The sequence below is a fragment of the Colwellia sp. C2M11 genome (assembly GCF_018860915.1).
Classification (GTDB): Bacteria; Pseudomonadota; Gammaproteobacteria; order Enterobacterales; family Alteromonadaceae; genus Colwellia.
This window is the reverse complement of record NZ_JAHKQD010000012.1, coordinates 15,668-42,617: the sequence shown is the minus strand read 5'-3', so window position 1 is coordinate 42,617 and position 26,950 is coordinate 15,668. Positions and strand designations below refer to the sequence as shown.

The window sequence follows — 26,950 nt, the reverse complement described above, 5'->3', positions numbered from 1 at the left end:
TATTAAGTTGTGTTTGAGTTGAGGAATAAAAAAGCCCCTAGTAAATAAATACTAGGGGCTTTTAAGTAACTATAAAGTTAATTAAAAAATATTAATTAAGCTTTAACTACTACGTCAACTAATTTCCAGTTCTTAGACTTAGAAATTGGTGCAACTTCAGTAATAGTTACTAAGTCACCTTCGTTACATACGTTAGCTTCATCGTGCGCTTTCAACTTAGTTGAACGCGTGATGTACTTACCATATATAGGGTGCTTAACACGACGTTCGATCATTACAACGATAGACTTATCCATCTTGTTACTGATAACAACGCCTTGTAGTGTGCGGATTTTAGCTTCGCTCATTACTTACCTGCCTTTTCAGTGATGATAGTCTTAACACGTGCAATATTGCGACGTACAGTTCTTAGCAAATGAGTTTGTGCTAATTGACCAGTGCTTGCTTGCATGCGGTAGTTAAACTGCTCACGTAGAAGCTCTAGTAATTCAGCATTAAGCTCTTCAATGCTTTTTGCTTTTAGTTCACTAGCTTTCATTACATTACCGTCCTAGTTACGAAGGTAGTTTTAAACGGAAGTTTAGCAGCAGCTAAAGCAAATGCTTCGCGCGCTACTTCTTCAGGAACACCTTCCATTTCATAAAGAACACGGCCAGGAAGAATTTGGCAAACCCAATATTCTACTGAACCCTTACCTTTACCCATACGAACCTCAAGAGGTTTTTTGGTAATTGGCTTATCAGGGAAAACGCGTATCCAGATTTTACCTTGACGCTTAACATGACGAGTCATGGCACGACGAGCGGCTTCAATTTGGCGTGCAGTCATACGACCGCGCTCAACCGATTTCAAACCGAAAGTACCGAAGCTAACTGAACTACCAACCTGTGCAAGACCACGGTTACGTAATTTAAATTGCTTACGGAATTTAGTACGTTTTGGTTGTAACATTACTTATTCCTCTTACTTCGCTTTGCGGTTGTTCTTTCTTTTAGGTTTAGCCGCTGGTTGTTCTGCCACAAGTGGCATTTTACCAATGATTTCGCCTTTAAAGATCCAAACTTTAATACCAATTACACCATAAGTCGTGTCGCCACGCGCAATTGCGTAGTCGATATCAGCACGTAATGTATGTAAAGGTACACGACCTTCACGATACCATTCAGCACGTGCAATATCAGCGCCGCCTAAACGACCGCTAACTTGAACTTTGATACCCTTAGCACCTAAACGCATAGCGTTTTGCACGGCACGCTTCATAGCGCGACGGAACATAACACGACGTTCTAATTGACTAGCAATACTGTCAGCAACAAGCTGCGCATCCATTTCTGGCTTACGTACTTCAGCAATGTTGATTTGAGCAGGAACGCCGGCAATTTTAGACACAGCTAAACGTAACTTCTCAACATCTTCGCCTTTCTTACCAATAACAACACCTGGACGAGCCGTGTGAATTGTTACGCGGATAGATTTAGCTGGACGTTCAATAACTACTTTAGATAGTGAAGCGCGTTTAAGCTTTTCTTTTAAAAATTCGCGAACCTTATGGTCGCCGTCTAAGTTGCTAGCAAAATCTTTGCTGTTAGCAAACCAAGTAGACGCGAAAGGTTTCGTGATCCCTAGGCGAATACCGGTAGGATTAACTTTTTGACCCATACTAATATACTCCTAAGAATCAGACACAATCACAGTAATGTGACTAGTGCGCTTGATGATGCGATCGGCTCGGCCTTTCGCTCGTGGCATAATACGTTTCATTGTTGGACCATCGTCAATCATAATTGTTTTAACGAATAATTCATCAATATCTGCACCTTCATTGTGCTCTGCATTAGCAATCGCTGAATTAAGAACTTTTTTAACTAAGTCAGCAGCAGATTTGTTGCTAAACGTTAGTATTTCAAGAGCTTTTTCAACGTGTACGCCGCGGATTTGATCCGCAACTAAACGTGCTTTTTGCGCAGAACCACGGGCAAATTTATGTATAGCAATTGCTTCCATCTAACTTCCCCTTACTTCTTCGCTTTCTTATCAGCGACATGACCGCGATAAGTACGAGTTGGTGCAAATTCTCCTAATTTGTGACCGATCATTTCTTCGGTTACAAATACAGGAACGTGTTGACGGCCATTATGGACAGCTATGGTCAATCCGATCATCGTAGGGATGATCATTGAACGACGGGACCAAGTTTTAATTGGCTTTTTATTCCCGCTTTCCACCGCTTTCTCTACCTTCGTCAACAAGTGTAGGTCAATAAAAGGACCTTTCTTGAGGGAACGTGGCATGGTGATTCCTTAATTATCATTACTCTAATTACCGAAATTAATCGATAATTATGAGTATTTAGTTTAATGCACTAATTACTTAGTACGACGACGTACGATAAATTTATCAGTACGCTTATTCGAACGAGTCTTGTAACCCTTAGTTGGTACACCCCAAGGTGATACCGGATGACGACCGCCAGATGTTTTACCTTCACCACCACCGTGTGGATGGTCAACTGGGTTCATGGCAACACCACGAACAGTTGGGCGAACACCGCGCCAGCGTGAAGCACCAGCTTTACCCAGAGAGCGAAGCATGTGTTCAGCATTGCCGATTTCACCTAAAGTAGCACGACAATCTGCTTCGATTTTACGCATTTCGCCAGAGCGAAGACGTAAAGTAACGTAAGCACCATCTTTCGCAACTAATTGTGCGTAAGTACCAGCAGCACGAGCAATTTGCGCGCCCTTACCTGGTTTAAGTTCGATTGCATGCACAACACTACCTAATGGCGTGTTGCGTAAAGGCATAGTATTACCCGCTTTAATAGGAGCATCAACACCAGACTGGATAGAATCACCAGCTTTTAAGCCTTTAGGGGCTAAGATGTAACGACGTTCACCATCTGCATATAATACTAAAGCGATGTTAGCACTACGATTTGGATCGTATTCTAAACGTTCAACTTTCGCAGGGATACCATCTTTATTACGTTTAAAGTCAACGATACGATAATGATGCTTATGACCACCGCCAATATGACGAACGGTAATACGACCATTATTGTTACGACCACCAGACTTAGACTTAGTGTCTAATAATGGTGCGTAAGGCTTACCTTTATGAAGCTCTTTGTTTACCACTTTAACTAGGTGACGACGACCCGGAGAAGTAGGTTTACATTTTACAATAGCCATTTTAACTACTCCTATGATTCAGCGCCAACGAAGTCGATGTCACTACCTTCTGCAAGAGTTACGTAAGCTTTTTTCCAGTCGTTACGACGACCAAAACGAGCTCCAGTACGTTTTACTTTACCCTTAACATTAAGTGTATTAACACCTACAACAGAAACTTCAAAAAGCTTCTCAACGGCCGCTTTAATTTCAGCTTTAGTTGCATCAGTAGTAACTTTGAAAACAACAGTGTTGTTTGCTTCAGCTGCTACAGTTGCTTTTTCAGAAATATTTGGTGCTAAAAGCACTTTCAACAAACGTTCTTCGTTTATCATGCTAGTATCCCCTCGATTTCTTTAACTGCATCAGCAGTAATTAAAACTTTTTCGAAACCAACTAAGCTTACAGGATCAATTGCTGCAACATCACGAACGTCAACTTTATATAAGTTGCGTGCTGATAAGAACAAGTTCTCGTCAACTTCTTTAGTTACAATCAATACATCTTTAAGCTCTAAGCCTTTCAACTTAGCAACTAATTCTTTAGTTTTAGGTGTTTCTACCGAAAAATCGTTTACTACAACTAAACGTTCTTGACGAACTAATTCAGATAAGATGCTAGCAATAGCACCACGATACATTTTACGGTTAACTTTTAAACTGTGATCTTGAGGTTTAGCAGCGAATGTTACGCCACCAGAACGCCAGATTGGACCACGAGTAGTACCGGCACGAGCTCGGCCTGTACCTTTTTGACGCCATGGTTTTGCACCACCGCCGCTAACTTCTGAACGAGTTTTCTGAGCACGAGTACCTTGACGAGCACCAGCTGCATATGCAACTACTACTTGGTGTACTAAAGCTTCATTAAACTCACGTCCAAAAGTTGCTTCAGAAACTTCAAGAGCACCTGATGCGTCTTTTAATGATAATTCCATCACAAAATCTCCTGGACTAAGCTTTAACAGCTGGTTTGATGATTACGTTACCGTTGATAGCACCCGGAACTGCGCCTTTAACAAGCAACAAGTTACGTTCTGCGTCAACGCGAACCAATTCAAGGTTTTGTGTAGTAACGCGCACAGCACCCATGTGACCAGACATTTTTTTGCCTTTGAAAACGCGACCTGGTGTTTGACACTGACCTAACGAACCGTTAGATCTGTGAGAAATCGAGTTACCATGAGTTGCATCTTGCATGCTGAAATTCCAGCGCTTGATACCACCTTGGAAACCTTTACCTTTAGAGGTACCAGTTACATCTACTAATTTAGTTTCATTGAAAATCTCAACAGTGATTTCACTGCCAGCTTCAATATCGCTACCTTCATTTGCATTTAAGCGGAATTCCCACAGGCCACGACCTGCTTCAACGCCTGCTTTAGCGAAATGACCAGCTGCTGGTTTGTTAACACGGCTTGCTTTACGCTTGCCCGTAGTAACTTGAAGCGCTGAATAACCATCGTTGTCTACAGTTTTAACCTGAGAAACACGGTTCGCTTCAACTTCTAGAACTGTAACAGGAGTAGAAACGCCATCTTCTGTGAAGACACGAGTCATACCCACTTTACGTCCAACTAGACCTATAGTCATTGTTAAAACTCCTCTTAGCCCAAGCTGATTTGAACATCAACACCAGCTGCAAGATCTAAACGCATTAATGCGTCTACAGTCTTTTCAGTTGGCTCAACGATATCAATCATGCGTTTGTGAGTACGAATTTCGTACTGGTCACGCGCATCTTTGTTAACGTGTGGAGAAGTTAATATTGTAAAACGTTCTTTGCGAGTTGGAAGTGGAATAGGACCACGAACCTGTGCGCCAGTACGCTTAGCAGTATCAACGATCTCTGCTGTAGATTGATCAATCAAACGATGATCGAACGCTTTCAAACGAATGCGAATTCTTTGATTTGACATTTATCAAATCCCCTTTTAAAAGAACAAAAAAATACATCCCTCTGCTTCCTTATGTACTGGAAGGGGGTGTATTACTAAATAAACATTCAACGCAAAATTAGCGTTGCTGTATAAGGAAATAACTAATACGTTAATACCTTAGTTTGTTTACGTTTGAATGATTATCTTTATAAAACAGACAAAACTGTATAAACAAAACTACACCCAGTTCTCCTGAATGTGGTCGCGTATTATACATAAGATTAGAATATGAGCAAGTATTAATTACTCATTGCTAAGTTTTAAATATTCAGCCTGTTAACCTAATAGCGTTTCAATTGAATATTCATTACACTCGAAATAACTATAAAAAGAATTAACCATAATAATTATCATCATATAAAGAGGGGAAGGACATGAATAAACCTTGGTTTACTAATTATCCTACAAATGTAGCTCATGAGGTCGATTTAACCCGTTACACTTCATTAATAGACTTATTTCATGAAACAACGGCTAAATATCAACAGCAAACAGCTTTTAGTAATTTTGGCGCGGAACTGACCTTCAATCAGGTAAATAGTTTATCACGAGATTTTGCCGCTTTTTTACAAAACAAGTTGAATATTACCAAAGGCGATCGTGTCGCCTTAATGTGTCCAAATACTTTATGCTTCCCAATTGCTATGTGGGGCATTATTCGTGTTGGAGGAGTACAGGTAAATGTAAACCCAATGTATACACCGCGCGAATTAGAGCATCAACTTAATGATGCCCAAGTAGACACTATCATTATATTTTCTTCATCAACTAAAATGCTCGCTGATGTTATTGGCAAAACTAACGTAAAGAATGTGATTACCATTAATTTAGATGATTTAATCAACAAAGGGTTACCGTGTGAACCTATTGATGAGCGTTTAAGTCATACTATTAGCTTTACCGACGCCTTAGCTCAAGGAAAGAATAGTGAATTAGCGGAGCCTAAGCTATGCCAAGACGATTTATTGTATTTACAATATACCGGTGGCACCACCGGATTATCAAAAGGCGCTATGCTTAGTCACGGTAATTTAATTGCGAATATATTGCAGTATGAAGAATTTGCTAAAAATGAAATAGACTACGGTAATGATATTGTTATTACCGCGATTCCTATGTATCACATCTTCGCCTTAATGGCGAACACCCTAGCCTATTTTACCTTCGGCGCTAAAAATGTTTTAGTTACGAATCCTCGTGATATGCCCAGCTTTGTCGAAATATGGAAAAACACACCTGCAACAACGTTCACTGGAGTAAATACCTTATTTAACGGCCTATTGCACACACCAGGTTTTGAGCAAGTAGACTTTTCTGCATTAAAGCTATGTATTGGTGGTGGCGCAGCCGTTCAACAAGCTGTGGCAGATAAATGGTTACAAGTCACTGGGACTAGACTTCAAGAAGGTTATGGATTGTCAGAAACGTCCCCCGTTTTATCATTGAATTTTGGTGCCACAATTAATGGTGAAGAAATCTATGTACCTGGTATCGGTATTCCCCTTCCTAATACTGACATATCTATTCGAGATCATAATGGTAATGAAGTGCCACAAGGTGAGGCTGGCGAATTATGTGCTAAAGGCCCACAAGTCATGTCTGGCTACTGGAATAATGATCACGCAACAGAAGATTGCATGACACTCGATGGTTATTTTAAAACAGGCGATGTTGCTATGCTCGATGAAAAGGGATTTTTCCATATCGTAGACCGTATAAAAGATATGATTAATGTCTCAGGTTTTAATGTTTACCCTAATGAAATTGAAGCGGAAATAGCCAACATGCCCGGCATTATAGAGTCAGCTTGTATTGGTGTAACGGATGAAAAAACAGGTGAAGCAGTTAAGCTGTTTGTTGTGAAAAATAAAGATGCCCAATATAGTAATATGACTGAACAAGATGTTATTGACTTTTGTCGCCAAGGATTAACAGCATATAAAGTGCCTAAGCATGTCATTTTTATTAATGAAATTCCTAAATCTACGGTAGGAAAATTACTACGTAGAGAACTTAGATAATCTTTTAAAGCAACTTAAAAATAATAGCTAGGCGCATATTTACGATAAACCTAGCTTTTTTATTTGCTATTTCTAGTAATATTACTATATCTTTTTATTAATATTCCTATATATAAACAGAACGAGTGAACATTTACATTTTTTTTCTCAATGTTATATCGATCTTAATTGAGTAATGTTATACTCGCGCGCAAATTTTCAACAATTCTGTATTTTTATTCTTCCTTTACTTATATAAAGTGTTAAGGAGAAAGAAAGCAGAATAGACCTTAAACTAAATAGAGTAAAACAATGGCAGATTTATCTAAGTACAGAAACATTGGTATATTCGCTCACGTTGATGCTGGTAAAACCACAACAACTGAACGAATCCTTAAATTAACCGGGAAAATCCATAAATCTGGTGAAACTCATGACGGTGAATCAACTACCGATTTCATGGAACAGGAAGCTGAGCGCGGTATTACCATCCAATCTGCAGCGGTTACATGTGAATGGAAAAAACACCGTTTTAACGTAATTGACACTCCTGGTCACGTTGATTTCACTGTTGAAGTTTATCGTTCATTAAAAGTTCTTGATGGTGGTGTTGGTGTATTCTGTGGTAGTGGTGGTGTTGAGCCACAATCAGAAACTAACTGGCGTTATGCTAACGACTCTAAAGTAGCTCGTTTAATCTTCGTTAACAAATTAGACCGTTTAGGTGCTAACTTTTACCGTGTAACAGACCAAGTTAAAAAAGTACTAGGTGCTCAACCGCTTATTATGACTTTACCAATCGGTGAAGAAGATGAATTCGTTGGTGTTGTTGATGTATTAAGCCAAAAAGCTTACATCTGGGACGAAACTGGTCTTCCAGAAAACTACACAATTGAAGATATTCCTGCTGACATGGTTGATGATGCTGCTATCTACCGTGAACAAATGATCGAAACTGCTTTAGAAGCAGACGAAGATTTATTAATGGAATACTTAGAAGGTGAACTTACACCGACTGAAGAGCAAATTAAAGCGTGTATCCGTAAAGGTACTAACGAATTAATGTTCTTCCCTACATACTGTGGTTCTGCATTCAAAAACAAAGGTATGCAACTTCTTCTTGATGCTGTTGTTGATTACTTACCTTGTCCTACAGACGTTAACCCTCAACCGTTAACTGATGAAGCAGGCGAGCCTACTGGTAAATATGCAATTGTTGATACTAAAGAAACATTCAAAGCGTTAGCATTCAAAATAATGGATGACCGTTTTGGTGCTCTTACCTTTATTCGTATCTACTCAGGTACATTGAAGAAAGGTGATACTATTCTTAACTCGTTCACAGGTAAAACTGAGCGTGTTGGTCGTATGGTTGAAATGCAAGCGGATGACCGTACTGAGCTTTCTGAAGCACAAGCCGGTGATATCTTAGCTATCGTTGGTATGAAGAATGTTCAAACAGGTCACACATTATGTGATCCTAAAGACCCTTGTACTCTAGAAGCAATGGTTTTCCCTGCTCCAGTAATTTCTATCTCTGTAACGCCTAAAGATAAAGGTGGTTCTGAGAAGATGGGTGTTGCTATTGGTAAAATGGTTGCAGAAGATCCAACATTCATGGTTGAAACTGATGTTGATTCAGGCGAAACAATCTTACGCGGTATGGGTGAGCTTCACTTAGATATCAAAGTAGATATCCTTAAGCGTACTTACGGTGTTGATTTAGAAGTAGGTAAACCACAGGTTGCTTACCGTGAAACAATCACATCAGAAATTGAAGATTCTTACACACATAAGAAACAATCTGGTGGTTCTGGTCAGTTCGGTAAAATTGATTACCGTATCAAGCCTGGCGAACCTGGTTCTGGTTTCGTATTCAACTCTGTAGTTGTTGGTGGTAATGTACCTAAAGAATTCTTCCCAGCAATCGAGAAAGGCTTCAAAGGCATGATGGAGACTGGTGTTCTTGCTGGCTTCCCTGTATTAGATGTTGAAATTGAATTATACGATGGTGGCTTCCATGCTGTCGATTCATCTGCTGTTGCATTTGAATTAGCTGCTCGTGGTGCTTTCCGTCAATCAATTCCAAAAGCTGGTGCTCAGTTAATTGAACCTATCATGGCTGTTGACGTATTTACTCCTGAAGATCACGTTGGTGATGTTATCGGTGATTTAAACCGTCGTCGTGGTATGATCAAAGACCAAGAAGCTGGTACTACTGGTGTTCGCATCAAAGCTGACGTACCTCTTTCAGAAATGTTCGGTTACATCGGATCTCTACGTACAATGACATCAGGTCGTGGTCAATTCTCTATGGAATTCTCTCACTACATGCCTTGTCCTAACAACGTAGCTGAAGAAGTAATTGCTGAAGTTAAAGCAGCGAAAGCAGCGAAAGACGCAGCGAGAAAATAAATAATTAAATTTTAATTATTTTGAATAAAGGATGCTTCGGCATCCTTTTTTATTGGTTGTCGTTTATTAACCAATAATGATTAGCTGCTGGAACTAAATCTCATGTAGTATGCAGCATACCTATTGGGATCCTGAATCAAGTTCATGATGATGACATGTTGCGTTGTTGCATCTATGTTTAAGCTTCTGACTCAATGCTCGTCATAGTTAAGCATTCTTACGATAATTCTTTCTAAACTCAGAGGGTAGTTCACCAAAAAAAAGGCGAAATTGTTTGCTGAAATAACTATGATCAGTGAAACCAGTCGCATCACCTACCTCAGCAATTGGCATATTAGTTTCTACTAGGAGCCTGCGGGAGTTCTCTAACCTAATTTCATTAATTAATTGCTTAGGCGTTTTCGCTAAATACTTCTTAAATCTTCGTTCCAATGCACTCACTGACAAATGGGCTACATTGGCTAGTTGTTCAATACTAAAATGAGTTTGATAATTTTTTCTAATATAGTCCACCGGCTCTTTAATGGCATCAACGCCAGAAAAAGCAATGGCTTGTTTTTGTAAATGTCGAGTTATGCCATACGAGCCTACAATATTATTTACACTGTCAAAAATAGGCCTTTTTGATGTAGTGTACCAAGCAATATCACCGTCATGATTCATATTCATTTCTAATCGTTCAGTCACCTGTTCACCCGCTATAATTTTGTCATCATCACGAAAAAACTGCTTAGCGAGATGAGCAGGTGAAAAATCAAAGTCAGTTTTCCCCAGAATACTGTCTAAACTCTTTGCATTAAGGTGCTCTATTAAAGCCTGATTAGCATGAATAAAAACATGGTTTCTATCTTTAATCCAAAAAAGATCACTAGACAATAAATCAAACATATTAACTAACTGTTTAACGCCAATATGTTCAAGAAAAGACGTCGAATGCTGTTCAATAATCATTATTTATATTCTCATTTTATGAAAGGTAAAACTAACACGAAAACTTTCAAAACAAAAATTAAACGCCGAATTTATTGCATTGTCCACCGAATTTTTAATAACACCCTCTTCGTTCGCTCTATATAGTAAATCCTTTGTAGCGATAAGTTAGGTATGAATTGATGAAAAAAGTTCGCATGGGAATGGTTGGCGGTGGTCAAGGTGCATTTATTGGTGCAATTCATCGTATGGCTGCTTCTCTTGATGGCGAGATAGAATTAGTTTGTGGCGCCTTTAGTTCCGACCCACAACGTTCGATCGATTCAGGTGCTGCACTTTATTTACCTGAAGAACGCTGCTATGCCAACTATGAAGATATGTTTATCGCTGAGGCGTTATTACCTGTTAATGAACGTATGGAGTTTGTCGCGATAGTTACCCCAAACCATTTGCACTTTCCAATAGCTAAAGCAGCTATTGAACGTGGTTTTCATGTAATGTCAGACAAACCCGCAACGTTAAACTTATCTGAAGTATTAACCTTACAATCAATACTAGCAAAACATGATGTTCTTTATGGACTAACCCATACCTACAATGGCTACCCTCTAATTAAGCAAGCTAAGCACCTTATCAATCAAGGCGAATTGGGTAATATTGTTAAAGTTGTCGTTGAATACTCGCAAGGTTGGCTTGCCTCAAAAAGCGATGAAAACAGTAAGCAAGCTAGCTGGCGATTAGATCCCAAAAAGTCAGGTGTCAGTTGCTGCATGGGTGATATAGGAGTTCATGCTGCTAATTTAGCTGAATATGTATCAGGTATAAAAATTACGCATTTATGTGCAGATCTCACCTCATCTATCCCCGGTCGAACTTTAGATGATGACGGAACTGTCATATTGAAATTTTCTAATGGCGCAAAAGGTCTACTATTCGCGAGTCAAATAGCAGTAGGTGATGAAAATAATTTAAAGCTACGTATCTATGGCGATAAAAAAAGTATTGAATGGTCGCAGCTAGAGCCAAACTCCTTGCTGCTAAAATCACCTAATGAACCGACTCAATTAATTAGAACGGGGGTTGGCGAAATGTGTGAAGCGGCTCAGCAAGCCACACGTACTCCGGCAGGTCATCCAGAAGGTTATTTAGAAGCTTTTGCCAATATATATCTTAATTTTGTCAAGCAGATCCGCGCACATAAAAATGGTGTAGATTGCTCTAATCAAGAATTTGATGTGCCAAGTATTGAAGATGCAATTAGGGGCATGGCATTTATCGAAAACGTTGTGCAATCCAATCAATCAAATGAGAAGTGGCAAGCGTTATCATTGAACATAACCCCAATGGAAGTGAACTAATATGGAACCTATTTTTAAATCACAAATCAAAGGCCCTGGCATTTTCCTCGCTCAATTTTGCCAAGATACAGCGCCCTTTAATAATCTCGCCGACATTTGTCAGTGGGTAGCAGCAATGGGTTATAAAGCGGTACAAATTCCTACCTGGGATAAGCGACTATTTAATTTAGAATTAGCTTATCAAAGTGAAAGTTATTGCGAAGAGATTAATGGTATTGTGACCAATGCAGGTTTATCAATTAGTGAATTATCAACCCATCTTCAAGGACAATTAGTCGCGGTTCATCCAACCTACAATAAACAGTTTGACAATTTTGCCATTGATGAAGTGAAAAATAACCCGCAAGCTAGAACAGCCTGGGCAATTGAACAAGTAGGCATGGCCGCAAAAGTAAGTGCAAAATTAGGGTTAAAAGCCCATGCCACATTTTCTGGCGCATTATTATGGCAAACCTTTTATCCTTGGCCACAACGCCCTGCTGGCTTAGTAGAAGATGGTTTTAAAGAATTAGCACAACGATGGTTGCCTATTCTAGATAAGTTCGAAGATGCAGGTGTTGATGTCTGCTATGAATTACACCCTGGTGAAGATCTACATGATGGCGTTACTTTTGAGCGCTTCCTTGAAGCAACAGGGAATCATCAACGAGCAAATATACTGTACGATCCAAGTCACTTTGTACTTCAACAATTAGATTATTTAGCTTTTATCGATATTTATCATGAAAAAATTAAAGCCTTTCATGTTAAAGATGCTGAATTTAGGCCCAATGGAAGAAGTGGTGTTTATGGCGGTTACCAAGATTGGCAGAATAGACCAGGTCGTTTTCGATCATTAGGGGATGGTCAAATAGACTTTAAACAGATTTTTAGTAAGTTAACACAGTATGGTTATGATGGTTGGGCAGTACTTGAATGGGAGTGTTGTTTAAAACACCCTGAAGATGGTGCAAAAGAAGGCGCGCCATTTATCGCACAACACTTAATTAGAACACCTGAACATGCCTTTGATGATTTTGCAGCTAGTGGTGAAGATGCCAACTTGAATCGAGATATTCTAGGATTATAACAAACTACAAATAAGTGACGAAATATGTCAACAAATATTAATAAAAACAAGTTGTTTATTGCCTGTTGTTTAGCGCTAACAGTCACAGCCATGACCTTTGCCATTAGAGCAGGTATTTTAGGTCAACTAAGTCAAGATTTCTCTCTTTCCGATACTCAATTGGGATGGATTAACGCAATGGCCTTTTTAGGATTTCCTGTTGCAACGATGTTAGGTGGTTTGTTATATAATTTCCTAGGAGCCAAGAAATTAGTATTGATAGCTTTTATCGGGCATTTACTCGGTTTACTGTTAACAATGAATGCAGCAGGTTTCTGGACACTATTAATTTCCAGCTTTTGTATTGGTTTTGCTAATGGTTCAGTAGAAGCCGCTTGTAATCCACTTATTGCCGATATTTATCATAAAAATAAAACCACTATGCTAAACCGTTTTCACGTATGGTTTCCTGGAGGAGTGGTCATTGGTGCATTAATTTCAAAAAACATGACCGATATGAGTTTTGGTTGGCAAGCACAAATAGCTGTTATGCTGGTTCCTACGATAATCTATGGCTATTTAATTTTTACGCAAAAATTCCCTCAAACCACAAATATCAACACTTCCACAACCGTTAATATTAAAGCATTATTCTCCCCTTTATTTTTATTTATCGCATTTTGCATGACATTAACAACTACAAGTGAATTAGGCACGCAACAATGGATTGAACGCATTCTAGGTTCATCAGGGGCATCGCCTATGCTTATTATGGCAATGATCACTGGTGTAATGGCAGTAGGTCGTTATTTTGCAGGACCACTTATTCATAAATTTAATCCCGCAGGCGTATTACTCTATTCTGCTATCGTTACCACACTCGGCATATACAGCATGAGTATAGCGACAGGTAATATGGTGTACTTTTCAGCTTTATTGTTTGCTTTAGGCGTAACCTATTTTTGGCCAACTATGGTTGGCTTTGTCGCTGAAAACATTCCCAAGTCAGGTGCTTTAGGCATGTCGATACTTGGTGGTATCGGTATGTTTGCTGTTAGTATGTGGAATCCTATTATTGGTAGTTGGATTGATAAAGCACGCCTTGAAGCATTAGCTGTCAATAGCTCACCTGAGCTAGCCGAACTAGCAGCTGGCCAAGCAACATTGGCTAATTTAAGTATTTTTCCCTTTGTGCTTATCTTTGCTTTTACAGCATTGGTAATATTTATGCGCAAATCAACTAAAGCGACTGAGGTAACACGTGAATAATAAACATGAAAGCGCTTATCACAATAGTAAAAGACAATTTTTACGTGGTTTAACTGCAATAATGGGAAGCGTTGCCATCTCCCAATTAACAAGTACTAATGCGCTAGCTTCAGCTTTTAAATATGAAGCCCAAGCTAATAGCACCCTAAAAAATGGTAAACTATTTTCTCAGTTAGAAATGCAAATTTTGCATGATATTTGTGCTGTCGTTTTACCAGCAACAGATACCCCAAGTGCTGCAGAATTAGATGTACATGGCTTTTTAGATCATCAACTATCTGCGTGTCATAGCCAAGAGCAACAAGCACATGCTAAAAATATTGTGAATACAATTAATCAGCAAAGCAACGCTAATTTTTCTCAACCATTTACCACGATTACTGCCGACCAACAAACGGCTTTATTAGTGGCATTAGAATCACAAAAATTAGGCTTTAATCTAGAAAACAAAGAACAATTTAAAGAATTGAAAGCCTTATTAATTTTTGGTTATTTCACCACTGAAGTTGGTGCAACTCAAGCACTAAACTATCAAGCTGTTCCTGGCGGATTTAAAGGTTCGGTATCCTATTCATCCTTGAAAAAAGCATGGGGGTCTTTAGCGTATTACTAAAAGAGCCTGAACTCGACTTAAACTAGTAATAAATGCTAAGAAGTATTTTATGGATAAAGATTTGTATATTAACGAAAGTAATGAAGAATATGATGCCTTAGTCATAGGCTCTGGTATTTCTGGTGGCTGGGCAGCGAAAGAATTATGTGAACGCGGCTTAAAAACCTTAATGATAGAACGCGGACGTGTAGTAGAGCATCAAAAAGATTATATTGACGAAGGTAAAGGCCCTTGGGAATTTGCTAACCGTATGAAGGTCGACAACTTACTAGTTGAAGAACAATATAAAATTCAGAAAAAGTGTTACGCATTCCATGATGCTACAAAACAATTTTTTGGTAATGATAAAGATTTACCCTACTCAACAGAAAAAGGTACAGACTTCAGCTGGATTAGGGCTAATCAACTAGGTGGTAAATCGTTAATCTGGCATCGTCAATCTTATCGCTTTAGTGATAATGAATTTAATATCAATAAGGCTGACGGTATTGGTATTGATTGGCCACTTCGTTATAAAGATTTAGAGCATTGGTATAGCCATGTTGAAAAGCATGTTGGTATTAGTGGTAATTACGACAACCTACCTCAGTTACCTGATAGTGTTTTTTTACCGCCATTTGAATGGACTAAACCTGAGTTTGATATAAAAAATAAACTAGCGAAGTTATATCCTCAAAGACCAATGATAATGGGACGTGCCGCTCACCTGACTAAACCCTCTGAACTTCACATATCTCAAGGCAGAGTACAATGCCAATCAAGAAATGAATGTCAAAAAGGTTGTTCATTTGGGGCTTATTTCTCAACACAAAGCTCAACATTACCCGCGGCAGCAAAAACGGGTAACTTACATATAGCACCTAACAGCGTTGTTCATAGCTTAATTTATGATGAAAAAACCAACCGCGTAAAAGGCGTTAAAGTTATTGATAATGATAACCTAACTACTCGAGAGTATTTTGCCAAGGTAGTATTCGTGTGTGCATCAACACTTGGCTCTACACAGATCATGCTTAACTCTATTTCCAAAAAATTCCCACAAGGCATTGCCAATAGCTCTGGCGTTTTAGGCCATTACTTAATGGACCATGTCTATAATGCGGGAGCCACAGGAATAGTAGAAGGTTACGAAGACGAATATTATTCTGGCCGTCGTCCGACAGAAGCTTATATGCCTAACTTTCAATTTAAACCTTCACTTTATAAGAAGAACTATAAACGAGGTTATGCATTAGCGGGCGGATTTGGTCGTAAAGATTGGCGAGATGCGCGTTTTGAAACTGGTATTGGAGCTGCATATAAACAACAACTAACGCAGGCTAGTAGCTGGCATTTTGGCTTACATGCGCAAGGTGAAATGTTGCCACGTTTTGAAAACCAAGTTTCTCTTCATAAAACTAAAAAAGACAAATGGGGTATTCCACAATTACACATTAACTGTCAATGGTCTGACAATGAAGTATTAATGATGGAAGATGCTGCGCAAACAGCTAAAGAAATGCTACTTAAAGCAGACTTGAAAGATGTAAAGAGCTATACCTCTATTGATAAAAATGCACCAGGACTCGCTATTCATGAAGTAGGAACGGCAAGAATGGGTAAAGATCCAGCTGAATCGGTTTTGAATGCCTACAACCAAACACATGACATTCCAAACCTATTTGTGACTGATGGCTCGAGTTTTTGTTCATCTGGTGTGGCTAATCCCTCCTTAACCTTTATGGCGCTTACTGTTCGTGCTGTGGATTATGCCGTAAAAGAAATGAATAATAAGCGGATTTAATAACACTCGGTATTACTGATTAAATTAGTAGCTATAAATCAAAAAAAGAAAACTACATAAGAGAAAATATATGAAATTAATTAATTTACTATTGCTCGCGATGCTAACATTATCAACAAATTGCTTTGCTCATGCGGATCACGATAAAGCAATAACAAAACCGATTCCTAAAATAAGTGTGCAACTATGGTCGGTTAAAGACGAGCTTAAGGAAGACTTTAAAGGCACTATTGAACAACTAGCAAAATTAGGATTTCAAGGAGTTGAATTTGCACGTGATTTTGGTCCATTCGAAAATGACGCCAAAGGATTAAAAAACTACCTTGCTTCTCTTGGCATGGAAGGAAGCGGTGGCCATATTATTTTTGAACAACTTAATGATGAAAATTTTGAAAAAACAACCAGCTATTATAAAACTGCGGGAATAGATTATTTAATCATTCCTTGGGATGAACGAGCATGGCATCCAGAAGGTATTAAAATCATCGTTGAAAAACTCAATTACTTCGCAAAAAAACTTGCACCGTTAGGTATGAAAATTGGTTTTCATAACCATGACCAAGAATTTAATGAGTTCAATCATTCAACCTATTGGGATTACTTAGCAAAAAACACCACACCTAACGTTATTTTACAGCAAGATGTAGGTTGGACAACTTATGCAGGTAAAGATCCAATCGAATACGTAAAACGTTATCCTGGTCGTACATTAACCACACATTACAAAGTACGCTTGCCTGAAGGTACTACAGGTAAACTACCTATTATTGGTCAAGATACTATTGACTGGTTAAACCTAACTAAAACGAATATTGCTGTTGGTGGCACTTCATGGATAGTTGTCGAACAAGAAGAGTATCCAAATGGTTTAACTCCGTTACAAGCGGTGGCACAATCAAAAATGGGCTTAGATAAAATATTACAAAAACTATAATGTGACGGTTTTTGCTAAATTGTTAAATAATTAACGACGAGACAACATAATAAAAAAGGGCTGATAATTTATTATCAGCCCTTTTATTTATTACAATGTAGCAAATATCAGTTTAAGCGTTTTGTTCACGCGCAATTGCACGATAAGCAATATCTGTTCTAAACTCTACACCTTGCCAAGAGATCTGATGCAGTAATTCATACGCTAATTGTTGAGCTTCAGTAACAGTGTTCCCTAAAGCAGTGGCACATAATACGCGTCCGCCATTAGTTACAACTTCACCTTTATCATTTAACTTAGTACCGGCATGAAATGTTTTTGCAGAGGCATTGGTATTAGTTTCAAGTCCTGAAATCACATCACCTTTAGGGTAACTTGCAGGATAGCCGTTTGCAGCTAATACAACACCAACAGCAGCACGACTATCAAAATCAATCGTTGCTTTATCTAATTCACCGCGTGTAGCAGCTAAACAAAGTTCAACAATATCTGATTGTAAACGCATCATTATTGGTTGCGTTTCAGGATCACCAAAACGACAATTATATTCAATAACGTTAGGAGTACCATCTGCTGCAATCATTAAACCAGCGTATAAGAAACCTGTATAAGGTGCGCCTTCATTTGCCATACCTTCAACAGTTGGCATAATAACTTCAGCCATGATGCGATCATGAATTTCAGGTGTTACTACCGGAGCTGGAGAATAAGCGCCCATACCACCAGTATTCGGACCTAAATCACCATTTAATGCACGTTTATGATCTTGGCTTGTTGCCATTGGTAAAACATTTTTACCATCAACCATAACAATGAAACTTGCTTCTTCACCTTCAAGAAACTCTTCAATAACAACACGATGCCCAGCATCACCAAAAGCATTACCCGCTAACATATCTTTAATAGCATCTTCTGCTTCAGTTAATGTTAGTGCAACAATAACGCCCTTACCTGCCGCTAAACCATCAGCTTTAACAACAATGGGTGCACCTTTCTCACGAACATAAGCAAGCGCAGGTTCAACTTCAGTAAAGTTTTCATAGCTACCCGAAGGGATATTATTACGCGCTAAAAAGTCTTTAGTAAATGATTTTGAGCCTTCTAATTGCGCTGCTTTAGCACTTGGACCAAAAATAGCCAAACCTTGTGCTTGAAATGCATCAACAACACCATCAACTAAAGGTTGCTCTGGGCCAACAATAGTTAATGCCACACCTTCACTTTGTGCAAAAGCAACCAAAGCGGCGTTATCACTAACATCAAGATCAACATTTTCTAATTTTTCTTCAGTTGCAGTTCCAGCATTACCTGGGGCAACAAATACTTTAGTAACTTGATTAGATTGAGCCGCTTTCCATGCCAACGCATGCTCACGACCACCTGATCCTATAACTAAAACTTTCATGTATTTTTCCTATTGTTTATTTTGCTTTTAAAGTTGCTAACACCGTTAAATTAAGGCTTAACAAACTTTAAGGTCATACGATCGCTTTCGCCAATCGCCAAATATTTTTCTTTATCAGTTTCGCCTAAACGTAATGACGGTGGTAAAGTCCATACACCTTTAGGATGCTGAGCCATATCCTTCGGGTTAGCATTTATTTCACTTGCGCCAGCAAAACGAAAACCTGCTGCTTTAGCTTGCTTAATAGTCGTTGCTTCTGAAACATAACCCGCTGCTTTTTCAGGGGCAACACCTGCTGGTAAACGATGCTCAACAACACCTAGTACACCACCAGACTTAAGTGCCTTGTAAGCGTCTTTAAACACTTGCTCTACACCTTCAGCTTTCCAGTTATGTAAGTTACGAAAAGTTAACACTAGATCAGCCGTCCCTTCAGGGGCTATTTCACTTGCTTTACGCGGAACAAAGTCAGTTAATACAACTTCACTATAAATATCGTTCGAGGCAATTTTTTTCTCTAATGCTTTACGTGATTTAGAATAGTAATTGTCTTCACCTGTATCAGGATAATGAGCACCATAATATTTACCCGACTCTTTTAGAGCAGGCGCTAAAATTTCAGTATACCAACCACCACCTGGAGTAAGTTCTACCACTGTCATTTCTGGTGTAAAACCAAAAAACTTCAATGTTTCAACCGGATGACGATATTCATCACGCGCTTTATTTTTAGCTGAACGATGCTCACCTGACACAGCTTGCTCAAGTGCAGAGCTGTTATGATCATGATTAGCATGGGCATAAAGATTTGAGCTAGCGAGTGCGCTTAAGCCTAATGTTGCAGTGATTACTGTTGAACAAAGTAAAGATTTAAAGCTTTTTAAATGAGTCATAATATTTCCATTAACTGTTTTAAGTTACTAAAAGAACACTAGTTATAGCAGATTTTAAATAAACAAGCAGTGGTGATTTTATTTATAGCAATTTTCATTGTAAGTAAATAAATCAACACTGCTTAATTTTCTGGAATTAATAGCTATCTTAATGACGGAAGTGACGCATACCGGTAAACACCATAGCAATATTGTGTTCATCTGCTGCGGCAATCACCTCATCATCACGCATAGAGCCACCAGGCTGAATTACAGCTGTAATGCCTGCTTCTGCTGCAGCATCTAAACCATCGCGGAATGGGAAGAATGCATCTGACGCCATAACCGAGCCTTTAACCTCTAAGTTTTCATCAGCAGCTTTAATACCAGCAACTTTAGCTGAATAAACACGGCTCATTTGGCCGGCACCAACACCGATAGTTTCACTATTTTTAACATAAACAATTGCGTTAGACTTCACAAATTTTGCTACTTTCCAGCAAAACTGTAAATCACGCATTTCGTTTTCTGTCGGTTGACGTTTAGTCACTACTTTAAGATCATCGCGCGATACACGACCTTGATCAGTATCTTGCACTAACAAGCCACCATTGACACGTTTAAAATCAAACCCTGTTGTTTTGGTATCCCACTGGCCACATTCTAATAAACGTAAGTTAGGTTTAGCTGCAACAATTTGTGCTGCCGCATCTGAAACGCTTGGAGCAATGATAACTTCAACAAATTGACGTGACACAATCGCTTCAGCTGTATCTGCATCTAACTCACGGTTAAACGCAATAATGCCACCAAATGCTGAGGTAGGGTCGGTTTTGTACGCGCCTTCATAAGCCGCTAAAATATCATCACCAATAGCAACACCACATGGGTTAGCATGTTTAACAATAACACAAGCTGGCTCGTCAAATTCTTTAACACATTCTAATGCGGCATCAGTATCAGCAATGTTATTATAAGATAATGCTTTACCTTGTAACTGAGTGGCTGTAGACACAGAGGCTTCTTCTGGGTTTGCTTCTTTGTAAAAAGCCGCTGCTTGATGTGAGTTTTCACCGTAACGTAAATCTTGTGTTTTAATAAACTGACTATTAAAAGTACGTGGGAATTTAACTTTTTCACCAGGTAAAGGCGCTGTAGCTTCTGTATCGCCGTATGCTGGTAACATTTTACCAAAATAGTTTGCGATCATACCGTCGTAACTAGCCGTGTGCTCGTAAGCTGCAATTGCTAAATCAAAACGTGTTTGATACGTTAATGAATCATTGTTGCTGTCTAATTCAGCTAAAACACGATCATAATCACTAGCGTTAACAACAATCGTAACATCTTTATGATTTTTCGCTGCGGCACGTACCATTGTTGGACCACCAATATCGATGTTTTCAATAGCGTTTTCTAATGAACAATTTTCATCACTCACAGCATTGGCAAATGGATACAAGTTAACAACAACCATATCAATAGCATTAATATTGTTCTCAGCCATTACACCTTCATCGATACCACGACGTGCTAAAATACCGCCATGTACTTTAGGATGTAATGTTTTAACACGACCATCCATAATTTCAGGGTGACCGGTGTAATCAGAAACTTCTGTTACTGGAATGCCGTTTTCGGCTAATAATTTTGCCGTACCGCCAGTAGAAAGAAGGTCAACACCTTTCTCATTTAGACGACGTGCAAATTCAACAATACCTGATTTATCTGAAACACTTAATAATGCGCGTTTAATTGGACGTGGAGTATCCATCGATGTATTTACCTTTTTAGTTGTAACTTACTGCTAGTTTATTGCTAACTTGTCAAATTACATGAAAATTTAAATTAGTTTAAAAACAATAAAAGCACCCGAAGGTGCTTTCAATAAAAATATCGGCTTAGTTCATTCCGTATTTTTTTAATTTTTTACGTAAAGTACCACGGTTGATACCTAGTAAATTTGCAGCTCTTGTTTGATTGCCGCGTGTATACATCATTACTTCTTCTAACATTGGTGCTTCAATCTCACTTAGTACAAGGTCGTACATATCGTCAACATCATTACCGTTTAATTGCTTTAAGTAATTGTTAATCGCTATTTTAGCTTGCGTACGTAAAGGAGACGTTTTAGTTTGCGTTTGAATATCACCAGTGATAAACGGAGAAGAAATATTTTGTTCGAACATAATGTACAACTCTTTCTATTAATAAAAATTAACGACCCACTGTTCATCGCTGAACAAGTTGATCAAAACAAAGGTTTAACGTTTCAAGCTGTTCACTTGTAGACGATAAACCATTAAAAGTAGATCTAAAAATTTTGCCTTGATCTCCTGCAAATTTTGCAGAAAAATCATCACCCAATGCATCGCCTAATAAGGCAAATGAATGGATATACCAAGACACGTGCTTACGAGCGATTCTCACACCCATAAAGTCACCGTAAAACTGATGTAACTCTTTAACATGTTCAAGTACGATTGAACTCACCTCATTTACTGAAGGTGCAGCCATCTGAGTTCCAGTTTTCAAAAAATGATTAATTTCTCGAAAAATCCAAGGTCTCCCTTGGGCACCTCGACCGATCATAATTGCATCGGCTCCGGTATAGCTTAATACATGCTCAGCTTTTTCTACTGAGGTTATGTCGCCGTTAGCTACAACGGGAATTGAAACAGCTTGTTTAATTGCTTTTATGGTGTCGTACTCCGCATTACCTTTATAAAAGTCATTACGGGTTCGACCATGCACTGCGAGCGATGCAATACCATTATCTTCAGCAATTTTAGCTATCTCAATGCCATTACGACTGTTTTCACACCAACCAGTGCGAATTTTTAACGTAACCGGAATATTTACCGAATTCACCACAGACTTCACGATTTGTTCGACCTGTGCTGGCTCTCTTAATAAAGCAGAGCCCGCTAATTTTTTGTTTACCTTTTTTGCTGGGCATCCCATATTAATGTCAATGATCTGAGCACCATTTTCAGCATTAATCTGAGCAGCAAAGGCTAATTCATCAGGACAGCTACCAGCAATCTGTACGCTACGAATACCAGCCTCTTTACTATGAACCATTCTTAGTTTAGATTTCTCGGTATTCCATACCTTAGGATTCGACGATATCATTTCTGACACTGCCAAACCTGCACCTAACCGACAACACAATTCTCTAAAAGGTTGGTCCGTAATGCCCGCCATAGGCGCAAGAAAAACATTACTGTCAAATTGATACGAGCCGATTTTCAAACCATTACCACGCTGACTATTTTTTAAGCACCATTACAAAAGGGCGCTAAGTTTACGTGTTTTTTATTGAATTGAAAAGCATATAATTTGAACAAAATTAGCTTTTATTTGCCTTTTTAATATTGACTTTTGCCAAACCATTAAAGTGAGCAGATTCTGTACAATTCAATGTACAATGCACTAACAGGTTTTGCGTTAAAAATCACCTATTCACCTAGTTATTTTTTAAAAAAATAAGGGTAAATTTGTAAAGAAAAATAAATAACTAATCGAAACAGGAAAACAAAAATGAAAAGTTTTACTACCAAACGTTTATTAATACGTCCATTAGAAGAAACTGATAAAGCGTTTTACATTAGCCTTTATAGTGATGCGAAAATAATGCGAAATATTGGCCCTCCATTAACTAGCATTGAAGCCACAGAAGCATTTACTAATACGTTAACCGTCATGCAGAAAAAAAAGCCAAAGGTAATGGTATGGGTAATTATTGACTTAAAAAGTAATAACCTTATTGGTTTACAAGCTTTATATAATAAAACACCTAATATAACTGAAATAGGTATTATGCTCGCCACTCAATTCAATGGCATGCTATTTCCCGAAGAAGCAATAGGTTCATTAATAGAATATGGATTTAACCATTTAAACCTGCAACAAATTAACGCCCATTTTGCGAAAGCAAATTTAGCAACAGCAAGAGTAGCTAAAAAAACCGGCTTTGTTTGTGATACAAGCAAACAACCGTTAGATTCCCAACAAAGAATCGATTCAGTTTATAAAGACACATGGCATAGACATTACATAAAAACGATAATAGGATAACTATTCCTAAAAATGTATAAACATATACCGCCATACTATAAAAGGTTTAAATGAATGCAAGGTAGTTTAGTTTGTGTTGGCACGGGCATGATGCTCGGGGGGCATATTAGTCCTATATCTACAAGCTATATTGAGCAGGCCGATGTAGTTTTCTCATTAATGTCGACCGGAATCACCGAACGTTGGATTGATGAAATGCATCATGATGTTCGTAGTTTGCAATGTTATTATCAAGAAGGAAAAAACCGCAATATTACCTACAATGAAATGGTTGAGGCGATAATAGCGGAAGTCAGGCTAGGTAAAAAAGTAGTGTGTGCTTTTTACGGGCACCCTGGTGTATTTGCTTGTGTTGGTCATAGAGCTATTAAGCAAGCGACTAAAGAAAACTACCCTGCACATATGGAAGCAGGTATATCAGCAGAAGATTGCCTTTATGCTGACTTAAATATTGATCCCGGAGAAAGTGGTTGTATAAATTATGAAGCAAGCCAATTTATGTTTTATAAGCGTAACATTGACCCTACAGCTCATCTTATATTATGGCAAGTTGCTTTAGCAGGTGATAAATCGTTAACCAAATATGCGGCAAGTAAAGAGACCTTACAAGTATTGGTCGATTTACTAACTGAAACATACCCAGCTGATCATCAGGTAATTTTGTATCAAGCCAAGGTATTACCTATTGATAACGTTCGCGCTGATACCATTGCGTTACACGATTTAGTTAACATAGAATTATTTATGCACACAACTCTGGTTATTCCTCCAAGTGAAAAACCACAACCAAATAACGATCTATTAACTAAACTAGCTCAGATAGATAATAAAGAGGCTAAAAGTAAACATAGACCCAAATTAACGCTAGTGATATAAAGGTAAACACTATCCTTATAATAAAAAAACAGAGTGAAAGTTATGTCAAAAACGATAGAAATATTAGAAAAGATGGGTAATGACTCAAGCTTACAAAATGAAGATGCAATTAAAGATTTATTAGTGACTACAGCGTGTAGTGCCAATATTGCAAAAGCTATTATTGATAAAGACGTATCTTCATTAGAATACCAACTGCAAGTTCGCGCTAATATTGTTTGTGCGATGTATCCTGCTGAAGATGATGAAGCTGCAGTTGAGGACGACGAACAAAATAGTGAAGAAAATGAAGAAAATAAAACAGCTATAAGCACATAAAGCAAATATACCAAAGATTATGACTGATAAAAAGATACTGCCCATCACTATTGTATACCTATTATTGATTGTAATTTTTGGTGCACATCATAAAGCTAATGCGTCTAATGATGAGTCAAGAACTATCGACGAACTACTTAAAGATGCTGACACTATTCGCAGTACTAACCCTAAACAACTAACAATTATCCTTGACAAAATTAAAGAGAAGAACAAGCAGTTATCTAGCAATCAAAAACATTATTTAAATTATTTATTAGCCTATCAACATTCCTTTACGGGTCAGTTTGAAGAATCTATTACGGGTTATAAAGAAATTATAAATTCTAACGCGAGTAAAGAGCTAAAGTTTAGAGCCAACTCTTCTATTGTGAATATTTATGCTATTGCCCAAAACTGGTCAGAAGGACTAGCGCATTTATCCAATAACTTTGACATGCTAGAAGAAATTGAGGATAAAAAAGTACAAGAAGATGGCTTAATTATCGCTGTCATTTTTTACAATCTAATTGGTCAATACGAATTAGGGTTAACATACGCCCAAAGAATTCAATCTGAAACTCAAGAGGCTAGGCCTTTATGTTTTGCTAATCATTTAGTGTTAGAAGCAAAATTAAAGCTAAAGCAACTCGACGAGAATAGTGAAGAGATAAATGAAGCGATAAACTCATGTGAAAAAATCAACGAAAAAATCGTTAGTAATGTCATACGAACTTACCTAGCAAGAGTATTATTAGAAAAGAATCAAGCCACAAAAACGATAGATCTATTGCTCCCTAAGCTTGATGAAGTCGAAAAAACTAACTATGCCCCGGTTATGGCTGGGTTTTATGCGTTATTATCACAAGCATATTTTAAACAAAGTAACCTTGTTGAAGCGACTCAGTATGCTCACAAAGCATTATCAAAAACCGATGGCCCTGGCAATATGCAGTCATTCATACTAAGCCATTCAATACTGTATAAAGTTGCCGTAGAAAACAATGATAATCAAGCCGCATTAGCGCACTATATAAAATATGCAGAAGCGAATAAAGCTCACTTAGAAGATGAAAAAAATAAGTACTTAGCTTATCAACTAGCGGTACACAAAGAACTAGAGCAAAAAAATCAAATCGCGTTATTAAATCAACAGAATGATTTATTAATTGCAGAACAAGCCTTAATCAAAGCTAACGCAGATAACACACGTTTTATTTTACTTATATTAGTTATAGTAATCTCAATACTATTAGTGTGGGGGTCTCGATTATTACAGGCCCATAAACGTATTAAACAATTAGCTGAATATGATTCACTAACCGGTATATATAATCGCGGCCATTTTACTCAAATAGCGAACTCAGCATTAGAATATTGCAAAAGTGCAAATCAAGAATTAAGTATCATTATGTTTGATTTAGATTATTTCAAAAAGGTTAATGATGACTATGGTCATGCATGCGGTGACTGGGCATTAAAAAATGTCATTTATGCCTGTAAAGCTATCGGTCGCCAAAACGATATTTTTGCCCGATTAGGCGGTGAAGAATTTTGCATATTATTAACAAGCTGCGATAAACACTCAGCGTCTCAACGAGCGGAAACCTATCGACAAGCCATTGCCAACATCACCACAACAGAATCTGGTTTTGATTTTAATATTACCGCAAGTTTTGGTGTAACCGATACTAAAACCAGTGGTTATGATTTAGATGACATTTTAGCTGATGCCGATAGTGCTGCTTATGCTTCTAAATATGATGGACGCAATCAAGTGACCATCTTTCAATCCAAAGAAGAGCTACAAGAGAAAAAAAATAAGAAAAAAGCACAAGAGACAATACCGCTCGATTCGTCACGAAATGCTTTTTAAGTCATTGTATTTTGAACTTATTATAATAGTAGTAAAGATAACAGACTCATTATAAATAAAGCACTAACGGTTAATTCAAGTTAGT

General features: G+C 38.1%; 29 protein-coding genes. 12 read left to right on the top strand and 17 right to left on the bottom strand.

Annotated elements, in window-relative coordinates; genetic code table 11:
• Positions 1–95 precede the first annotated feature (95 nt).
• The 11 genes from rpsQ to rpsJ form a co-directional block, all read right to left on the bottom strand.
• Positions 96–347 (bottom strand): 30S ribosomal protein S17, encoded by a 252-nt coding sequence (rpsQ, locus tag KO509_RS04400; RefSeq protein WP_215972074.1) that lies wholly within the window; start codon positions 345–347, stop codon positions 96–98.
• Positions 347–538 (bottom strand): 50S ribosomal protein L29, encoded by a 192-nt coding sequence (gene rpmC / locus KO509_RS04395; protein ID WP_159821672.1) that lies wholly within the window; start codon positions 536–538, stop codon positions 347–349. Before rpmC ends, rpsQ begins: the two co-directional genes overlap by 1 nt.
• The gene (gene rplP / locus KO509_RS04390; RefSeq protein ID WP_159821673.1) at positions 538–951 is read right to left on the bottom strand and encodes a 50S ribosomal protein L16; all 414 of its coding nucleotides are present in this window, start codon (positions 949–951) and stop codon (positions 538–540) included. Before rplP ends, rpmC begins: the two co-directional genes overlap by 1 nt.
• A gap of 12 nt (positions 952–963) precedes the next feature.
• Complete coding sequence (rpsC, locus tag KO509_RS04385; RefSeq protein WP_159821674.1) at positions 964–1,659, bottom strand: 30S ribosomal protein S3; 696 nt, start codon at positions 1,657–1,659, stop codon at positions 964–966.
• A gap of 12 nt (positions 1,660–1,671) precedes the next feature.
• The gene (rplV, locus tag KO509_RS04380; protein ID WP_215972073.1) at positions 1,672–2,004 is read right to left on the bottom strand and encodes a 50S ribosomal protein L22; all 333 of its coding nucleotides are present in this window, start codon (positions 2,002–2,004) and stop codon (positions 1,672–1,674) included.
• 11 nt (positions 2,005–2,015) lie between these two features.
• Positions 2,016–2,291 carry a 30S ribosomal protein S19 gene (gene rpsS / locus KO509_RS04375; RefSeq protein ID WP_011041718.1) on the bottom strand — a complete coding sequence of 92 codons (276 nt, stop codon included), beginning with the start codon at positions 2,289–2,291 and terminating at the stop codon, positions 2,016–2,018.
• 75 nt (positions 2,292–2,366) lie between these two features.
• A complete protein-coding gene (gene rplB, locus KO509_RS04370) occupies positions 2,367–3,191 on the bottom strand; it encodes a 50S ribosomal protein L2 (protein ID WP_215972072.1) in 825 nt (274 codons plus the stop codon).
• Positions 3,192–3,202: 11 nt separating this feature from the next.
• A complete protein-coding gene (rplW, locus tag KO509_RS04365) occupies positions 3,203–3,505 on the bottom strand; it encodes a 50S ribosomal protein L23 (RefSeq protein ID WP_159821677.1) in 303 nt (100 codons plus the stop codon).
• On the bottom strand, positions 3,502–4,107 hold the full coding sequence (rplD, locus tag KO509_RS04360) for a 50S ribosomal protein L4 (protein WP_159822967.1): 606 nt from the start codon (positions 4,105–4,107) through the stop codon (positions 3,502–3,504). Before rplD ends, rplW begins: the two co-directional genes overlap by 4 nt.
• A 16-nt stretch (positions 4,108–4,123) precedes the next feature.
• Positions 4,124–4,762 (bottom strand): 50S ribosomal protein L3, encoded by a 639-nt coding sequence (rplC, locus tag KO509_RS04355; RefSeq protein WP_215972071.1) that lies wholly within the window; start codon positions 4,760–4,762, stop codon positions 4,124–4,126.
• Between the two features lie 14 nt (positions 4,763–4,776).
• Positions 4,777–5,088 (bottom strand): 30S ribosomal protein S10, encoded by a 312-nt coding sequence (rpsJ, locus tag KO509_RS04350; RefSeq protein ID WP_070375080.1) that lies wholly within the window; start codon positions 5,086–5,088, stop codon positions 4,777–4,779.
• Between the two features lie 395 nt (positions 5,089–5,483).
• Here rpsJ and KO509_RS04345 point away from each other — a divergent pair, with 395 nt between their 5' ends.
• Complete coding sequence (locus KO509_RS04345; RefSeq protein WP_215972070.1) at positions 5,484–7,130, top strand: AMP-binding protein; 1,647 nt, start codon at positions 5,484–5,486, stop codon at positions 7,128–7,130.
• A gap of 291 nt (positions 7,131–7,421) precedes the next feature.
• Positions 7,422–9,524, top strand: coding sequence for an elongation factor G (gene fusA / locus KO509_RS04340; protein WP_215972069.1), 2,103 nt, complete (start codon positions 7,422–7,424; stop codon positions 9,522–9,524).
• Positions 9,525–9,731: 207 nt separating this feature from the next.
• Here fusA and KO509_RS04335 read toward each other — a convergent pair whose 3' ends face one another.
• On the bottom strand, positions 9,732–10,475 hold the full coding sequence (locus KO509_RS04335) for an AraC family transcriptional regulator (protein ID WP_215972068.1): 744 nt from the start codon (positions 10,473–10,475) through the stop codon (positions 9,732–9,734).
• Positions 10,476–10,636: 161 nt separating this feature from the next.
• Here KO509_RS04335 and KO509_RS04330 point away from each other — a divergent pair, with 161 nt between their 5' ends.
• The 6 genes from KO509_RS04330 (at position 10,637) to KO509_RS04305 (ending at position 17,459) form a co-directional block, all read left to right on the top strand.
• Positions 10,637–11,812 (top strand): Gfo/Idh/MocA family oxidoreductase, encoded by a 1,176-nt coding sequence (locus tag KO509_RS04330; RefSeq protein ID WP_252727381.1) that lies wholly within the window; start codon positions 10,637–10,639, stop codon positions 11,810–11,812.
• Between the two features lies 1 nt (position 11,813).
• Positions 11,814–12,881: a sugar phosphate isomerase/epimerase gene (locus tag KO509_RS04325; RefSeq protein ID WP_215972067.1), complete on the top strand. Its 1,068-nt coding sequence runs from the start codon at positions 11,814–11,816 to the stop codon at positions 12,879–12,881.
• Between the two features lie 24 nt (positions 12,882–12,905).
• Positions 12,906–14,129 (top strand): MFS transporter, encoded by a 1,224-nt coding sequence (locus KO509_RS04320; RefSeq protein ID WP_215972066.1) that lies wholly within the window; start codon positions 12,906–12,908, stop codon positions 14,127–14,129.
• Positions 14,122–14,742: a gluconate 2-dehydrogenase subunit 3 family protein gene (locus tag KO509_RS04315; RefSeq protein WP_215972065.1), complete on the top strand. Its 621-nt coding sequence runs from the start codon at positions 14,122–14,124 to the stop codon at positions 14,740–14,742. Before KO509_RS04320 ends, KO509_RS04315 begins: the two co-directional genes overlap by 8 nt.
• Before the next feature lie 49 nt (positions 14,743–14,791).
• Positions 14,792–16,525, top strand: a complete 1,734-nt coding sequence (locus KO509_RS04310; protein WP_215972064.1) for a GMC family oxidoreductase — start codon at positions 14,792–14,794, stop codon at positions 16,523–16,525.
• Between the two features lie 70 nt (positions 16,526–16,595).
• Complete coding sequence (locus KO509_RS04305) at positions 16,596–17,459, top strand: sugar phosphate isomerase/epimerase (protein WP_215972063.1); 864 nt, start codon at positions 16,596–16,598, stop codon at positions 17,457–17,459.
• A gap of 112 nt (positions 17,460–17,571) precedes the next feature.
• On the opposite strand, the gene purD is transcribed toward KO509_RS04305, so the two are convergent.
• The 5 genes from purD to dusB form a co-directional block, all read right to left on the bottom strand.
• Positions 17,572–18,864: a phosphoribosylamine--glycine ligase gene (gene purD / locus KO509_RS04300; protein ID WP_215972062.1), complete on the bottom strand. Its 1,293-nt coding sequence runs from the start codon at positions 18,862–18,864 to the stop codon at positions 17,572–17,574.
• A gap of 50 nt (positions 18,865–18,914) precedes the next feature.
• A complete protein-coding gene (locus tag KO509_RS04295; protein WP_215972061.1) occupies positions 18,915–19,757 on the bottom strand; it encodes a methyltransferase in 843 nt (280 codons plus the stop codon).
• Between the two features lie 148 nt (positions 19,758–19,905).
• Positions 19,906–21,510: a bifunctional phosphoribosylaminoimidazolecarboxamide formyltransferase/IMP cyclohydrolase gene (gene purH / locus KO509_RS04290; RefSeq protein ID WP_215972060.1), complete on the bottom strand. Its 1,605-nt coding sequence runs from the start codon at positions 21,508–21,510 to the stop codon at positions 19,906–19,908.
• A gap of 127 nt (positions 21,511–21,637) precedes the next feature.
• Positions 21,638–21,925, bottom strand: coding sequence for a DNA-binding transcriptional regulator Fis (fis, locus tag KO509_RS04285; RefSeq protein WP_114325692.1), 288 nt, complete (start codon positions 21,923–21,925; stop codon positions 21,638–21,640).
• A gap of 43 nt (positions 21,926–21,968) precedes the next feature.
• The gene (gene dusB / locus KO509_RS04280; protein ID WP_215972059.1) at positions 21,969–22,991 is read right to left on the bottom strand and encodes a tRNA dihydrouridine synthase DusB; all 1,023 of its coding nucleotides are present in this window, start codon (positions 22,989–22,991) and stop codon (positions 21,969–21,971) included.
• A 288-nt stretch (positions 22,992–23,279) separates the two neighbouring features.
• Here dusB and KO509_RS04275 point away from each other — a divergent pair, with 288 nt between their 5' ends.
• Genes KO509_RS04275 through KO509_RS04260 form a run of 4 tightly spaced genes read left to right on the top strand, consistent with a single transcriptional unit; the run spans position 23,280 to position 26,865 of the window.
• A complete protein-coding gene (locus KO509_RS04275; RefSeq protein ID WP_215972058.1) occupies positions 23,280–23,816 on the top strand; it encodes a GNAT family N-acetyltransferase in 537 nt (178 codons plus the stop codon).
• A gap of 54 nt (positions 23,817–23,870) precedes the next feature.
• Complete coding sequence (locus KO509_RS04270) at positions 23,871–24,692, top strand: SAM-dependent methyltransferase (RefSeq protein ID WP_215972057.1); 822 nt, start codon at positions 23,871–23,873, stop codon at positions 24,690–24,692.
• A 42-nt stretch (positions 24,693–24,734) separates the two neighbouring features.
• Positions 24,735–25,010, top strand: a complete 276-nt coding sequence (locus KO509_RS04265) for a hypothetical protein (RefSeq protein WP_215972056.1) — start codon at positions 24,735–24,737, stop codon at positions 25,008–25,010.
• Between the two features lie 19 nt (positions 25,011–25,029).
• Positions 25,030–26,865, top strand: a complete 1,836-nt coding sequence (locus KO509_RS04260) for a GGDEF domain-containing protein (protein WP_215972055.1) — start codon at positions 25,030–25,032, stop codon at positions 26,863–26,865.
• The last annotated feature ends 85 nt before the right edge of the window (positions 26,866–26,950 follow it).